Below are 13294 nucleotides of genomic sequence, written 5' to 3'. Positions count from 1 at the left end.
AAGGGCCGCCCCCTGCGGGACGGCCCTTCGTCGGTCCGACCTCTCGGACCCGGTTACAATCGCCGCATCTGCGGCCTGCGCCAGCCTGCGGCGGGCTCGATCATCAGCTCATGGACCGCCCAGACCAGGGCATCCAGCCGGTCGGGACTGCCCCGCCCCTCGAACCCGCGCACCGTCATCTGGCACATCTGATCCTCCAGCGTGCCCAGGGCGCCCTTCAGATGCTTGACGCGCCCCTGCTCGTACAGCGCGGCGACGGGCTCTGCCCGCAACCCCTTGCCCCGCGACGCCCGCAGGGCCTTGAACGGGACCAGCGGGTCGATCTGGCGCACGACGCTCTCGACCAGATCGCCGCCCTGGTTCACCTCGGCCACCAGCTTCTCGGCACCGTGGCGGTCCATCGCGGCAATCGCGGCGCGGGCCCAATCCGTGGGCCCGCCCCGGACGCTGGCATCCTCCAGCACATAGGCGCGCCAATCCTTTGGCTCGCCCTGCATGACGACGCCCGCGACCACGATCCCGCATTCGTCGCTGGCCCGCCCGCCGGTGACCGACGGGTCGACCGCGACGACGATCCGGTCCAGCTTGGGCGCCTCGGCCACCCGCGCGCCTTCCAGCATCGCGGTCGTCCACAGCGCCCCCTCGACATCGTCCAGCAGCACGCCATCCAGCTCCTGGCGCCCCAACCGCGTCCCGCCATAGCGGCTCTCGACCTCCGCCAGAAAACTCTCCGCCAGATAGGCGCGGTTCGCATCCGTCGGCGCATGGGTCACCACAGTGCTGGCATTGGCCAGGATGCGCTTCAGCACGCCCACATTGCGCGGCGTCGTGGTGACGACCTGCTGGGGATGTTCGCCAAGCCGCAGCGCGAACTGCAGCATGTCCCAGACATCCTCGGCCTTCTTCCACTTGGCCAGCTCATCGACCCAGGCTGCGTCAAACTGTGGCCCACGCAAAGCCTCCGGCTCATGCGCGGAATAGACCGTCGCGGTCGCCCCGTTCGCCCAGACCAGCCGCTTGCGGCCCGCCTCCCAGACCGGACGCCGGTCGGGGGGCGAACAGGCCAGGATGCCGCTCTCGCCGAACACCATCACCTCGCGCACCTGGTCGAAGGTCTCCCCGACCAGGGCCACGCGATGGCACTTCCCGGGCGCTGCGGCCGTGGGCCCCTCGACCAGGCTGCGCACCCATTCCGACCCGGCGCGGGTCTTGCCCGCGCCGCGCCCGCCCATGATCACCCAGGACTTCCAGTCGCCCTCCGGGGGCAACTGGTGCGGCAAAGCCCAGAACTCGAACAGCCAGGGCAGGCTCATCAGCGCGTTCTGCGACAGCCCGCCCAGGAACTCCTCAACCTCCTCCGGCCCGGCGGAGGCAAGCCAGGCGGCGCCCGATCTCGTCTCGTGCGGCGCCGAGGTCAAGGCTGCCCCCTCCGACGCCGCCCGCGATGTCCTTGCGAAGTTTGTCAACCTTGATCCTTTCCGCCATCAGCAGCTGGACGGCCTCGCGGACCGTCTTCGCCGTCTCCATGGCCTTTTTCAGCTTGGCCGGGTCAAGCTCCCCGGACTTGAGCGCTTCAAGCTCGGCCTGGTGCCCCCGCAGGTCCTTGACGTAATCCCAGAACAGCCAGCGAAGGACGTCGATCTCGTCCTCGCCCTCGGCGATCTCGGGCATCGCGAACCCGGCCTTCTCAGGCTGGGTTCCAGTCACGAAAGGTCCGTCGGTTTTCCCGGCCCCGCCCCATTCCATATCGTTCATGCACTCTGCCCCGCCTCGTGTTCCTGTCCGCACGAGCCAAGAGACGAAAAAAGCGGCCCAGGGGTTTCCCCCGGCCGCTTGCCCACCTCTTCCAGCATGTAAAAGTTCTACCTTAGGGCGTTCGCAAAGTCAATCGATAAACCTATACGTGCAAAATGTGGCGCATAAACTCTGCGATTACAATGTGATACACTATGCAACACCCCCGGCGTACGCCGCGCAACATGCCACTGAATCAGCTCCGCGCGGCCTCGACGAACGCGCGGATCAGCGCAACATCCTTGACGCCCGGTGCACGTTCCACGCCCGAACTGACATCCACGACAGGCGCGCCCGTCAGCCGCACGGCCTCGGCGACGTTGTCCGGTGTCAGTCCCCCGGCCAGCATCCAAGGCCGCAACCAATGCCGCCCGACCAGCAGCCGCCAATCAAAGGCCAGCCCGTTCCCGCCCGGCAGATCGGCCCCCGCCGGCGGCTTGGCATCCACCAGCAGCATGTCCGCAGCAACGCCGTAATCCATCAACTGCGGCAGGTCCGCCGGACCCGACAGACCAACTGCCTTCATCACAGGCAGCCCCGTCAACGCCTTGACCTCGGCCACCCGCCCGGCGCTCTCATGGCCATGCAGCTGGATCACGTCCAGCGCCGCGTGGTCCAGCACCTCTCGCAGCAAATCGTCCGACGGATCGACGAACAGTCCCACCCGGGCGACCCCAACGGGAACCTCCGCCGTCAGCGCTGCGGCTTGGGTCGGGGTCACTGCACGCGGCGACTTGGGAAAGAATACGAACCCCAGAAAGCGCGCACCGGCATCGACGGCCGCCGCGACATGGCGTTCCTCGGACAGCCCGCAGATCTTGACCTCGGCCACGCCTCAGCGAACCGCAGGCAGGGCCGCGCCCTTGGCCGGGGCAGGCTCGTCCAGGATCGCCAGAACCTCGTCGCGCGGGGCGGCGTGGCGGTCGCGCAGATGCCCGACCTCACTCTCAAGACGCACGACCTCGGCGTTGCGCTGACGCGCCTCGCGGCGGAAATGCGCCTCGCGCAGCCACTCCCAGACCAGACCGGCCAGCATGCCCAAGGTAAAGGCCACGAAGATTACCAGGAACAGCGGCACCGTCAGCGACCACGTGCCGCCCAAGTACTGTCCGAAATTGGCCGGGAACGCTGACAGGGTGACCATGTCACGGTTGGCCAAGGCGACCGCCACCAGCACAAGCGCCAGTGCTGCGACAAAGATCAGACGGATGAAGCGCATTGAATTTCCTCGATATCGCAGACGGGCGGGATGCCCGGTAAACAGGGGCCTCAAGCGTCGCCGTTCAGGCGGTCGCGCAGCAGCTTGCCGGTCTTGAAGAACGGAACGTGCTTTTCGTCAACTTCGACCGATTCCCCGGTGCGCGGATTGCGCCCCGTCCGAGAATCGCGCTTCTTGACAGAGAAGGCGCCAAAGCCGCGCAACTCGACCCGGTCGCCCCGCGCCATCGCGTCGATGACCTCCTCGAAGATCGTGTTCACGATCCTCTCGACGTCGCGGCGGAACAGGTGGGGGTTTTCATCTGAGATCTTCTGGATCAGTTCGGACCGGATCATATGTTCCCCCAATTGGACGGGTCTTCCTGCCGTCAAAGTCAGCACGTCAAACCGCAAGGCCGGTGCAATACCGCCCTTCATGTTTCCGTTCAACGCCCGACAGAAGTCACTGGTTTCATAGCGTTGCCAGCTTTGCCCCAAACGCGCAAGCGGGATGGCGTGCATCCGCCCGGCCGTGGGCAAGAAAAAGCCCGCCCCGGACGAACCGGGGCGGGCAAGGATCGATCGGGTTGGGCCGATCAGCTGTTGCGGTTCAGTGCCGCACCCAGGATGTCGCCCAGGGACGCGCCCGAATCCGAGCTGCCATAGGTGTCGATGGCTTCCTTTTCCTCGGCGATCTCGCGGGCCTTGATCGACAGACCAAGACGGCGGGTCTTGGTGTCGACGTTGGTCACGCGGGCGTCGACCTTGTCGCCGACGCTGAAACGCTCGGGGCGCTGGTCGGCACGGTCGCGGGCCAGGTCGCTGCGGCGGATGAACGACTTGACGCCGTTGTACTCGACCTCGATGCCACCCTCTTCGATCGCGGTGACTTCGGCAGTGACGATGGTGCCACGCTTCACGCCATCAACGGCCTCGGCCATGTTCTCGTTTTCCAACGACTTGATGGACAGGCTGATGCGCTCCTTCTCGACGTCCACGTCCTGGACGACCGCCTTGACGACGTCACCCTTGCGGAAGTCCTGGATCGCGTCTTCGCCGCGGGCATCCCAGCTGATGTCCGACAGGTGGACCATGCCGTCGATGTCGCCTTCCAGGCCGATGAACAGACCGAACTCGGTGATGTTCTTGACCTCGCCCTCGATGACGGTGCCGGTCGGATGGGTTTCGGCGAACACTTCCCACGGGTTGCGCATCGTCTGCTTCAGGCCCAGGGACACGCGGCGCTTGGCCTCGTCGATCTCCAGAACCATCACTTCGACTTCCTGCGAGGTCGAGACGATCTTGCCCGGGTGGACGTTCTTCTTGGTCCAGCTCATTTCCGAAACGTGGACCAGACCCTCGACACCGGCTTCCAGCTCCACGAAGGCGCCGTAATCGGTGATGTTGGTCACGCGGCCCTGGTGGACCGACTCGATCGGGAACTTGTCGGCGACCGTATCCCACGGATCGGCCTGCAGCTGCTTCATGCCCAGGCTGATGCGGTGGCTGTCCTTGTTGATCTTGATGACCTGGACCTTGACGGTCTCGCCGATCGCCAGGATCTCGGACGGGTGGTTGACACGACGCCAGGCCATGTCGGTGACGTGCAGCAGGCCGTCGACGCCGCCCAGGTCAACGAAGGCACCGTATTCGGTGATGTTCTTGACCACGCCGTCGATCGACTGACCTTCGGTCAGGTTCGCGATGACTTCGGCGCGCTGTTCGGCGCGGCTCTCTTCCAGGATGGCGCGACGCGACACGACGATGTTGCCACGGCGACGGTCCATCTTCAGGATCTGGAACGGCTGCTTCAGACCCATCAGCGGGCCGGCATCGCGCACGGGGCGCACATCGACCTGCGAACCGGGCAGGAAGGCGACGGCACCGCCCAGGTCGACCGTGAAGCCGCCCTTGACGCGACCGAAGATGGCGCCTTCGACGCGCTCTTCGCTTTCGTAGGCCTTCTCCAGACGATCCCAGGCTTCCTCGCGGCGGGCCTTCTCACGGCTGATCGACGCTTCGCCGCGGGCGTTCTCGACGCGGTCCAGATAGACCTCGACCTCGTCGCCGACCTTGATGCTGGGCTCTTCGCCGGGATTGGCAAATTCCTTCAGATCGACGCGGCCTTCCATCTTGTAGCCGACGTCGATGATGGCCTGGCCTGCCTCGATGGCAATGACGCGGCCTTTGACAACGCTGCCCTCGTCGGGGGTGTCAATCTCGAGGCTTTCATTCAGAAGGGCCTCGAACTCCTCCATGGTCGCTTTAGCGCACATACGTATTCAGTATCCTTTGTGTCTGTTTTCCGGCCTGACGGTTGGCTCCGCCGGTCTTTATGGTGCCGTTGGGGCAACGCCAAAGGGTCGCGGCATGACGCCCGACCCGTTGGAATGCGGTCTGTTCTGACCATGTCGCCCGTGTGACTGCGGCCCCAATACCCGTGTTTGACGCCAATTTCAACGCCTAAACGCGTCTCCACACGCCTGACGCGCGGCTGTAATCCGCGATCTCGGGGGCGCCGAAATCGCCCGCGTCCATCCGCGCGACATGCCGCTCCAGCCGCAGGTCGGGGCCGTCGATCTCCAGCAGCACGAACTCGTTCTGCCCGTCGGTGATGCGCGCACACAGCGCCGTGCCGGTCTGGATCTGCAGCACGCGCGGATGGCGACCTGTCGCCAGCAACGCGTCCGTCGCCCACCGGTGCAGATGCCCCGACAGGACCACCTGCACCCCCGACGCCTCCAGCCGGTACAGCGCCTCGGACGCGCGCCGTGCCAGCGCCTTGTCGACCCGCGGCAGCTGTTGCAGCGGATGATGCAGCGCCACGATATTCGTGCCCATCGCGTCGACATTGCCAATGATGCGGCCGATCTCGCCCTCGCGGATCTTGCCGCGCTGCCAGGCATAGGGATCGGCGCTGTTCAGCGCCATGACCCGCACGTCGCCCGCCCGCCCCACCGGGGTCAGCACGGGACCAAAATGCCGCCGGAACCCCGCAAAGGGCCAGAACATCCGCGCCACAAGGTTCCATGCCGGTACGTCGTGATTACCCGGCATGCACATCAAGGGCGCCTCGATGCGGTCAAGAAAGGCGCGTGCCTGCCGCATCTGCGGGGGCAGCGCGCGATGCGTGATGTCGCCGCCGATGACCACCAGGTCGGGGCGCAGCGCCGCAATCCGCGCCAGCAGCGGCTCCTCCAACGCGGCACGGTGAAATCCGAAATGCAGGTCGGTCAGGTGAAGAATGCGCGTCACCGGTGGTCAGCCCTTCGGCTGCTCGGTCTTGCTGACCCCATCGCGGGGCAGCAGGACCTTGAGCCCGTCATGGCGCACCTTCAGCCGGAAGGGGCTCTCCAACGCCGTCTTCTCGCCGTCATGGGCGATCAGCTGGCGCCGCTTGGGCGTCTCGATGGTCAGCTCGTCCGTCAGGATCAGGTCGAAATCGTCGTTCTTGGCGCTCTTGCCCATCGCCATGCGCAGGGCGGACCGCATCAGCGGCAGGGGGTGCTTCGCCTTGGCGATCAGCACCGCGAATTCGCCGCGCCGGATCTCTTCCGCCCCTTCCAGCCCAAAGCTGTCCAGCTGATAGGCGCTGCGCGCGACAAAGACCAAGGCGCTGGTATAGCGGCTCTCCTGCCCGTCGACGCGGGCGACCAGCTGCATCGGACGGCGCAGACGCCGCAGCGCCACCAGCACCGACCAATAGGCCGCCATCCGCGACCGCCCCCACCGCTTGTAGATCCCCTCGCGCGTCTTGAGGATCTGCGGATAGGCGCCCAGACTGACATTGTTCAGAAAGATCAGCCCGTTGACGTCGCCGACATCGACCGCGTCGACCCGCGCCTCCAAAATCGTGTCCAGCGCCTCCTCGACGGTCTCACCGACGCCAACGTCGCGGGCAAAGTAGTTGAACGTCCCGCCAGGCAGGACGCCCATCACGACGTCGCGATCAACCAGCGCTCCGGCCACCGCCGATTGTGTGCCGTCGCCACCCGCGGCGATCACCAGGTCGAACCCCTCGGTCGCGACCTTGCGCGCCAGCACGGGTAGGTCGCTCCCCTTCCGGCTCTCGCGCAGCTCGAAGCTGCCGCAGGCCGGAGCGAGCCGTTCGTTCAGCATCTCGCGCAGCTCGACATGCTTCTTCTTGCCCGATCCGCGGTTCATCACGACACAGACCTTGGCACTGGCCAGGTCGAACCCATCGGTCTTGTGCTGCATCGCTGGACTGTCCCCGGCCGTGATTGTCATCTGCTGGGCACCGAACACCCGACCCCGCCGCAGGGTTGCATCTACAGCAGCCGGGCCGCCGCCTCGGCCGACGGTTTCAGCCCCTGCCCGCCGCCGCCGACAAAGGCGACCAGCTGTTCGCGCATCCGCGGCTCCCAGAAATCGCGCAGATGGGCGGCGATCTTTTCGGGTGCTGCGCCGCCGGGCTGGGTGTCGAAGAAACCGGCGATCTGGTTGACCATCAGGACCATCTTGTCAGGCGACATCGGACACCTCGGCGCGCAGCCGTTCGGGGTGGGAAAACAGATCAAAGCCCTCGCCGCGGGCAAAGGCCGCCAGGGTGATGCCCGCGCCATGGGCCAGGCGCAGCGCATGGGCGGTGGGGGCGGACACGGCGATCAGCACCGCGCCCCCGGCCAAGGCGCATTTCTGCACCATCTCGACGGACACGCGGCTGGTCAGCACAAAGGCGCCCTGCCCCGCATCCATGCCCTGCCGCGCCATCGCGCCGATCAGCTTGTCCAAGGCGTTGTGGCGGCCCACATCCTCGCGCGCCAGCACGATCCCCCGTCCGGGGATCATGAAGCCCGCCGCATGGACCGCGCGGGTCCGGTCATGCAATGGCTGCCAGCCGCGCAGATCGTCAGTCGCCCGCGCGATCTGGCTCGCATCCAGCACCGGCCCAGCGCCCGACAGGTCGGGCAGCGCGCGCACCGCCTCCTCAAGGCTGTCGATCCCGCACAGCCCGCAGCCCACCGGCCCCGCCATGAAGCGGCGCCGCGCCGCCAGCGCGTCAGTGCGGTCATCCGCGATCCACATCTGCGCCTCGACGCCGCGGGGATGGGCCAGAACCTCCAGACGCTCGATCTGGGCAGGGTCCGTCACGATCCCCTCGGTCAGGGAAAAGCCCACCGCGAAATCCTCCAGATCCGCGGGCGTGGCCATCATGACGGCCTGGGTCGATCCGCCATAGACCATCGCCACGGCCGTCTCCTCCGGCAGGGTCCGGGTGACATCCGCGCGGCTGGCCGCGCGGACATGGGTGGCGGGGGCTTGGGTCGTTGGGTCGGGCAGGTTCATCGTCACTCCGCGGCTGACAGGATCCGCCGCGACCTTTCGGCCTGTGCAGTATAGCGTTCCTGCCAGTCCGACGGACCGTTCGAGGGGCTGACCTGCACCGCGGTGACCTTGTATTCCGGGCAATTCGTCGCCCAGTCCGAAAAATCGGTCGTCACCACGTTAGCTTGCGTCGCCGGATGGTGGAAGGTCGTATAGACCACCCCCGGCGACACCCGTTCGGTCAGCGTCACCATCAGCGTGGTTTCCCCCGCCCGGCTGGCCAGCCGGACCCAGTCGCCGTCGCGGATGCCGCGGGTCTCGGCGTCATGCGGATGGATCTCCAGCACGTCCTGGCCGTGCCAGGCGGTGTTCTCGGTCCGCCGGGTCTGAGCGCCCACATTGTATTGCGACAGGATGCGCCCGGTGGTCAGCAGCAGCGGGAACCGCGGTCCGGTGCGTTCGTCGGTCGGGATGTATTCGGTGATCACGAAATGCCCGCGCCCCGACTGGAACCCGTCGACATGCATCAGCGGCGTGCCCGTGGGCGCGGCCTCGTTGCAGGGCCACTGCACCGAGCCCAGCTCCTCCAGCCGCTCATAGCTGACGCCCGCAAAGCTGGGCGTGGTCGCGGCGATCTCGTCCATGATCTGGGACGGGTGGGTGTAATGCCACCCCGCCCCCATCGCGTTGGCCAGCATCTGGGTGATCTCCCAGTCCTCATAACCGTTGCGGGGCGCCATGACCTTGCGCACGCGGTTGATACGGCGTTCGGCATTGGTGAAGGTCCCGTCCTTCTCCAGGAAGGACGACCCGGGCAGGAAGACATGCGCGTAATTCGCCGTCTCGTTCAGGAACAGGTCGTGGACGATCACGCATTCCATCGCGGCAAGGCCCGCCGCCACGTGATGCGTGTCGGGATCGGATTGCAGGATGTCCTCTCCCTGGCAGTAGAGACCCTTGAAGGTCCCCTCGACCGCGGCATCCAGCATGTTCGGGATGCGCAGGCCCGGCTCGGGGTCGATCTGGACCCCCCAGGCGTTCTCGAAGATCGCGCGCACGTCGGGCATCTTGACGTGACGGTATCCCGGCAGCTCGTGCGGGAACGACCCCATGTCGCAGGCGCCCTGCACGTTGTTCTGACCGCGCAGCGGGTTCACGCCCACGCCGGGCCGTCCGATATTGCCGGTCAGCATCGCAAGGTTCGCGATCGCCATCACGGTCGTCGACCCCTGGCTGTGCTCGGTCACGCCCAGCCCGTAATAGATCGCGCCGTTCCCACCCGTCGCGAACAGCCGCGCGGCGGCACGCAGCTCTGCGGCGGGCACGCCGGTCAGCGTTTCGGTCGCCTCGGGGGCGTGGCGGGGATCGGCGATGAACTCGGCGTAATGCTGGAACTCGTCCCAATCACAGCGGTCGCGGATATAGGCCTCGTCCATCAGCCCCTCGGTCACGATCACATGCGCCATGGCGCTGATGACGGCGACGTTGGTGCCGGGGCGCAGCGGCAGGTGATGGGATGCCTCGACATGCGCGGAACGCACGATGTCGGTGCGGCGCGGATCGACGACGATCAGCTTGGCCCCCTGGCGCAGGCGCTTCTTCAGGCGGCTGGCAAAGACCGGGTGGCCGTCCGTCGGGTTGGCCCCGATGATCAGCACCACGTCGGTCTGTTCCACGCTGTCGAAATCCTGCGTCCCGGCCGAGGTGCCGAAGGTCTTGCCCAACCCGTATCCCGTGGGCGAATGGCACACCCGCGCGCAGGTGTCGGTGTTGTTGTTCAGGAACACAGCACGGGTCAGCTTCTGGACCAGATAGGTCTCCTCGTTCGTGCAGCGGCTGGAGGTGATGACCCCCACCGACCGCCGCCCATGCCGTTCCTGGATCCCGCGCATCCGGTCGGCGGCAAAGGCCAGCGCCTCGTCCCAGGCGACCTCGCGCCACGGGTCCTCGATCCGCTCGCGGATCATCGGCTTCAGGATGCGATCCTGGTGAGCGGCATAGCCATAGGCGAACCGCCCCTTGACGCAGCTGTGCCCGCGGTTCGCCTTGCCGTGTTTGTAGGGCACCATTCGCACCAGCTGGTCGCCGTTCATCTCGGCCTTGAAGCTGCAGCCGACGCCGCAATAGGCGCAGGTGGTGATGACCGAGCGCGTGGGCGTGCCCAGTTCGGCCACCGACTTCTCCTGCAGGGTCGCGGTCGGGCAGGCCTGCACGCAGGCACCGCAGCTGACGCAATCGCTGGAGAAGAAATCGTCGGCGCTGGTCCCGGCGCTGACGCGGCTGTCAAAGCCCCGGCCCTCGATGGTCAGGGCGAACGTCCCCTGCACCTCATCGCAGGCCCGCACGCAGCGCGAACAGACGATGCACTTGCTGGGATCATAGGTGAAATAGGGGTTGGAGTTGTCCTTGGGAATGAACTGCGGGTTGTCATGCCCCCCGCGCAGCCGGGCCTCGGCCTGCGACCGCGCGCCCGTTCCCGACGGATCGAAATGGTTGTCGCCCGGCGCATAGCGGACGTCGCGCAGGCCCACCTGCCCGGCCGTGTCCTGCAACTCGCAATCGCCATTGGCCGAACAGGTCAGGCAATCCAGCGGGTGGTCGCTGATATACAGCTCCATCACGCCCTTGCGCAGCTTGCGGATCTTGGCCGACTGCGTGTGGACCACCATCCCCTCGGCCACGGGGGTCGTGCAGGATGCGGGCGTGCCGCGCCGCCCCTCGATCTCGACCACGCACAGGCGACACGACCCGAAAGCCTCCATGTTGTCGCTGGCGCACAGCTTGGGGATCTGCACGTCGGCCATCATGGCGGCGCGCATCACCGACGTTCCCTCGGGCACGATCACCGCAATGCCGTCGATTGTCAGGGCGACCGGGGCGCCGCTGCGCGCAGGGGTGCCCATGTCGCGGTCGTCGCCGGGCGCGAATTCCGGGATGATGAAGTCTTTCATTCCGCGGCCTCCTTATGGGTGGGGAAATCGTCGGGAAATTGCGTCAGCGCGGACATGACCGGATAGGGCGTGAAGCCGCCCAGGGCGCACAGCGACCCGTCCTTCATCGTCTCGCACAGATCGGTCAGCAGGGCGGCGGCACCCGGATCGCCCGCGGCGATGCGGTCGATCGTCTCGACCCCGCGCACGGCGCCGATCCGGCAGGGCGTGCACTTGCCGCAGGATTCGACGGCGCAGAACTCCATCGCGAAACGCGCCATCTGCAGCATGTCGGCGCTGTCGTCGAACACGACCAGACCGGCATGGCCGATCAGCCCGCCCGCCGCATCGAAATCCTCGTACCCCATCGGCGTGTCGAACTTGCTGACGGGCATATAGGCGCCCAGCGGCCCGCCGACCTGCACGGCCTTGACCGGACGCCCGGTCGCGGTGCCGCCGCCGATGTCGTTGACGACCTCACCCAGAGACATCCCGAAGGCGGTCTCGAACAGGCCGCCGCGCGCGACGTTGCCGGCGATCTGCAGGGTCACGGTGCCCCGCGACCGCCCCAGCCCGAAATCGGCATAGGCCTGCGCGCCCCGTTCGAAGATCACCGGGACGGTGGCCAGGCTGATGACGTTGTTGACGACCGTGGGCTTGCCCAGGAACCCCTCCAGCGCGGGCAGCGGGGGCTTGGCGCGCACCGTTCCGCGCTTGCCCTCCAGGCTGTTCAGCAGGCTGGTCTCCTCTCCGCAGACATAGGCGCCGGCGCCGACCCGCACCTGCATGTCGAAGGCCCGCCCCGAGCCCAGCACATCCGCACCCAGCATGCCGCGCTGGCGGGCGATGACGACCGCACGTTCCAGCACGTCGATCGCCACGGGGTATTCCGACCGCATGTAGACATAGCCGCGCGTCGCCCCGACCCCCAGGGCGGCAATTGCCATCCCCTCGATCAGGGTGAAGGGATCGCCCTCCATGATCATCCGGTCGGCAAAGGTGCCGCTGTCGCCCTCGTCGGCATTGCAGACGATGTATTTCTGATCGGCGACCGCATCGGCCACGGTCTTCCACTTGATACCGGTCGGAAAGCCCGCGCCGCCGCGCCCGCGCAGCCCGCTGGCCGTGACCTCGGCCACGATGGCCGCGCCGTCCATGCCGATCGCGCGGCGCAGCCCCGCCAGACCGCCATGGCGTTCGTATTCGTCCAGGTCCAGCGGGTCGATCAGCCCGCAGCGCGCGAATGTCAGCCGCGTCTGGCGCGCGAAGAAGGGAATGTCCTCGACCCGGCCAAGGCAGGGCAACGTGCCATCCAGCAGCGCGCCCACATCGGCGGGCGTCACCGGGCCATAGGCCAGACGCCGGCCGTCGGCCTCGATCTCGACCAGGGGCTCCAGCCAGACCATGCCGCGCGACCCGTTGCGCACGACCTGGGCATCCAGACCCCGCGCGGCGATCTGCTGCGTCAGGGCGTCGGCCACGGCATCGGCACCCAGCGCCTTGGCGGCGCTGTCCAGGGGAACAAAGATCCTCATCGTGCCGCCTCCAGCGCGGTGACCAGCCGGTCGCCGTCGACCCGCCCCATCAGCTGCCCGTCCAGCATCGCGGCCGGACCGCAGGCGCACAGGCCCAGGCAATAGACCGGCTCGACCGTCACGGCCCCGTCGGCGGTGGTCCCGTGCCAGTCCACGCCCAGCCGGTCCAGAACGCCCGCGGCCATCGCGGCGCCGCCCATCGACTGGCAGGCCTCGGCGCGGCAGATCTTCAGGATGTGACGCCCGGCGGGATGGTCGCGGAAATCGTGATAGAAGCTGATGACGCCATGCACCTCGGCCCGGCCCAGGTTCAGCACGTCGGCCAGCACCGGCACGGCGGCCTGCGGCACGTGCCCCCATTCCGCCTGGATCGCATGCAGCATCGGCAACAGCGGCCCCTCCAGCGCGGTCAGGGGGGTGACGACATCGCGGATCTCATCCGCGGTCGGGGCTGGCGCGTCGTTCAGCATGGCTGGCCTTTCAGATATCCGTTCCCCAGAAGACAGCGGGGATCATCTGAAATCAATATCGCAGTTCCGTTGAACGATAGAG

13 protein-coding genes are annotated in these 13294 nt (G+C 67.1%); all 13 read right to left on the bottom strand.

Features of this window, described 5'->3' with window-relative positions; all coding sequences use genetic code 11:
* Nucleotides 1-53: 53 nt before the first annotated feature.
* The 13 genes from PRL19_RS12010 to PRL19_RS11950 all read right to left on the bottom strand — a co-directional run bounded on the left by PRL19_RS12010 (nucleotide 54) and on the right by PRL19_RS11950 (nucleotide 13212).
* Nucleotides 54-1313 carry a DNA-packaging protein gene (locus PRL19_RS12010; RefSeq protein WP_273744505.1) on the bottom strand — a complete coding sequence of 420 codons (1260 nt, stop codon included), beginning with the start codon at nucleotides 1311-1313 and terminating at the stop codon, nucleotides 54-56.
* A 34-nt stretch (nucleotides 1314-1347) separates the two neighbouring features.
* Nucleotides 1348-1755 carry a hypothetical protein gene (locus PRL19_RS12005; protein ID WP_045999357.1) on the bottom strand — a complete coding sequence of 136 codons (408 nt, stop codon included), beginning with the start codon at nucleotides 1753-1755 and terminating at the stop codon, nucleotides 1348-1350.
* A 235-nt stretch (nucleotides 1756-1990) separates the two neighbouring features.
* Nucleotides 1991-2626, bottom strand: a complete 636-nt coding sequence (locus tag PRL19_RS12000; RefSeq protein ID WP_273743109.1) for a phosphoribosylanthranilate isomerase — start codon at nucleotides 2624-2626, stop codon at nucleotides 1991-1993.
* Nucleotides 2627-2629: 3 nt separating this feature from the next.
* Nucleotides 2630-3013 carry a LapA family protein gene (locus tag PRL19_RS11995; protein WP_273743108.1) on the bottom strand — a complete coding sequence of 128 codons (384 nt, stop codon included), beginning with the start codon at nucleotides 3011-3013 and terminating at the stop codon, nucleotides 2630-2632.
* A gap of 50 nt (nucleotides 3014-3063) precedes the next feature.
* Nucleotides 3064-3348 (bottom strand): integration host factor subunit beta, encoded by a 285-nt coding sequence (gene ihfB, locus PRL19_RS11990; RefSeq protein WP_045999360.1) that lies wholly within the window; start codon nucleotides 3346-3348, stop codon nucleotides 3064-3066.
* Nucleotides 3349-3587: 239 nt separating this feature from the next.
* Nucleotides 3588-5267: a 30S ribosomal protein S1 gene (gene rpsA / locus PRL19_RS11985; RefSeq protein WP_084693668.1), complete on the bottom strand. Its 1680-nt coding sequence runs from the start codon at nucleotides 5265-5267 to the stop codon at nucleotides 3588-3590.
* 187 nt (nucleotides 5268-5454) lie between these two features.
* Nucleotides 5455-6246, bottom strand: coding sequence for a metallophosphoesterase family protein (locus tag PRL19_RS11980; RefSeq protein ID WP_273743107.1), 792 nt, complete (start codon nucleotides 6244-6246; stop codon nucleotides 5455-5457).
* A gap of 6 nt (nucleotides 6247-6252) precedes the next feature.
* Entirely contained in the window at nucleotides 6253-7209 is a 957-nt protein-coding gene (locus tag PRL19_RS11975; protein WP_273743106.1) for a diacylglycerol/lipid kinase family protein, read from the bottom strand.
* Between the two features lie 71 nt (nucleotides 7210-7280).
* On the bottom strand, nucleotides 7281-7484 hold the full coding sequence (locus PRL19_RS11970) for a formate dehydrogenase subunit delta (protein ID WP_127898328.1): 204 nt from the start codon (nucleotides 7482-7484) through the stop codon (nucleotides 7281-7283).
* Nucleotides 7474-8298: a formate dehydrogenase accessory sulfurtransferase FdhD gene (gene fdhD, locus PRL19_RS11965; RefSeq protein ID WP_273743105.1), complete on the bottom strand. Its 825-nt coding sequence runs from the start codon at nucleotides 8296-8298 to the stop codon at nucleotides 7474-7476. Before fdhD ends, PRL19_RS11970 begins: the two co-directional genes overlap by 11 nt.
* Before the next feature lie 2 nt (nucleotides 8299-8300).
* Nucleotides 8301-11228 carry a formate dehydrogenase subunit alpha gene (gene fdhF / locus PRL19_RS11960; protein ID WP_273743104.1) on the bottom strand — a complete coding sequence of 976 codons (2928 nt, stop codon included), beginning with the start codon at nucleotides 11226-11228 and terminating at the stop codon, nucleotides 8301-8303.
* Nucleotides 11225-12742, bottom strand: coding sequence for a formate dehydrogenase beta subunit (locus tag PRL19_RS11955; protein ID WP_273743103.1), 1518 nt, complete (start codon nucleotides 12740-12742; stop codon nucleotides 11225-11227). Before PRL19_RS11955 ends, fdhF begins: the two co-directional genes overlap by 4 nt.
* Nucleotides 12739-13212 carry a formate dehydrogenase subunit gamma gene (locus PRL19_RS11950; protein WP_045999367.1) on the bottom strand — a complete coding sequence of 158 codons (474 nt, stop codon included), beginning with the start codon at nucleotides 13210-13212 and terminating at the stop codon, nucleotides 12739-12741. Before PRL19_RS11950 ends, PRL19_RS11955 begins: the two co-directional genes overlap by 4 nt.
* Nucleotides 13213-13294 lie beyond the last annotated feature (82 nt).

The organism is Paracoccus marcusii (assembly GCF_028621715.1).
GTDB lineage: Bacteria > Pseudomonadota > Alphaproteobacteria > Rhodobacterales > Rhodobacteraceae > Paracoccus > Paracoccus marcusii.
This window is presented reverse-complemented; position numbering and strand designations above follow the sequence as displayed.

What these genes read in the sequence shown, in the direction of transcription:
- PRL19_RS12010 (WP_273744505.1), bottom strand. Translation starts at nt 1,313, where the DNA reads ATGAGCCTGCCCTGGCTGTTCGAGTTCTGGGCTTTGCCGCACCAGTTG.
- PRL19_RS12005 (WP_045999357.1), bottom strand. Translation starts at nt 1,755, where the DNA reads ATGAACGATATGGAATGGGGCGGGGCCGGGAAAACCGACGGACCTTTC.
- PRL19_RS11995 (WP_273743108.1), bottom strand. Translation starts at nt 3,013, where the DNA reads ATGCGCTTCATCCGTCTGATCTTTGTCGCAGCACTGGCGCTTGTGCTG.
- ihfB (WP_045999360.1), bottom strand. Translation starts at nt 3,348, where the DNA reads ATGATCCGGTCCGAACTGATCCAGAAGATCTCAGATGAAAACCCCCAC.
- rpsA (WP_084693668.1), bottom strand. Translation starts at nt 5,267, where the DNA reads ATGTGCGCTAAAGCGACCATGGAGGAGTTCGAGGCCCTTCTGAATGAA.
- PRL19_RS11975 (WP_273743106.1), bottom strand. Translation starts at nt 7,209, where the DNA reads ATGCAGCACAAGACCGATGGGTTCGACCTGGCCAGTGCCAAGGTCTGT.
- PRL19_RS11970 (WP_127898328.1), bottom strand. Translation starts at nt 7,484, where the DNA reads ATGTCGCCTGACAAGATGGTCCTGATGGTCAACCAGATCGCCGGTTTC.
- fdhD (WP_273743105.1), bottom strand. Translation starts at nt 8,298, where the DNA reads ATGAACCTGCCCGACCCAACGACCCAAGCCCCCGCCACCCATGTCCGC.
- fdhF (WP_273743104.1), bottom strand. Translation starts at nt 11,228, where the DNA reads ATGAAAGACTTCATCATCCCGGAATTCGCGCCCGGCGACGACCGCGAC.
- PRL19_RS11955 (WP_273743103.1), bottom strand. Translation starts at nt 12,742, where the DNA reads ATGAGGATCTTTGTTCCCCTGGACAGCGCCGCCAAGGCGCTGGGTGCC.
- PRL19_RS11950 (WP_045999367.1), bottom strand. Translation starts at nt 13,212, where the DNA reads ATGCTGAACGACGCGCCAGCCCCGACCGCGGATGAGATCCGCGATGTC.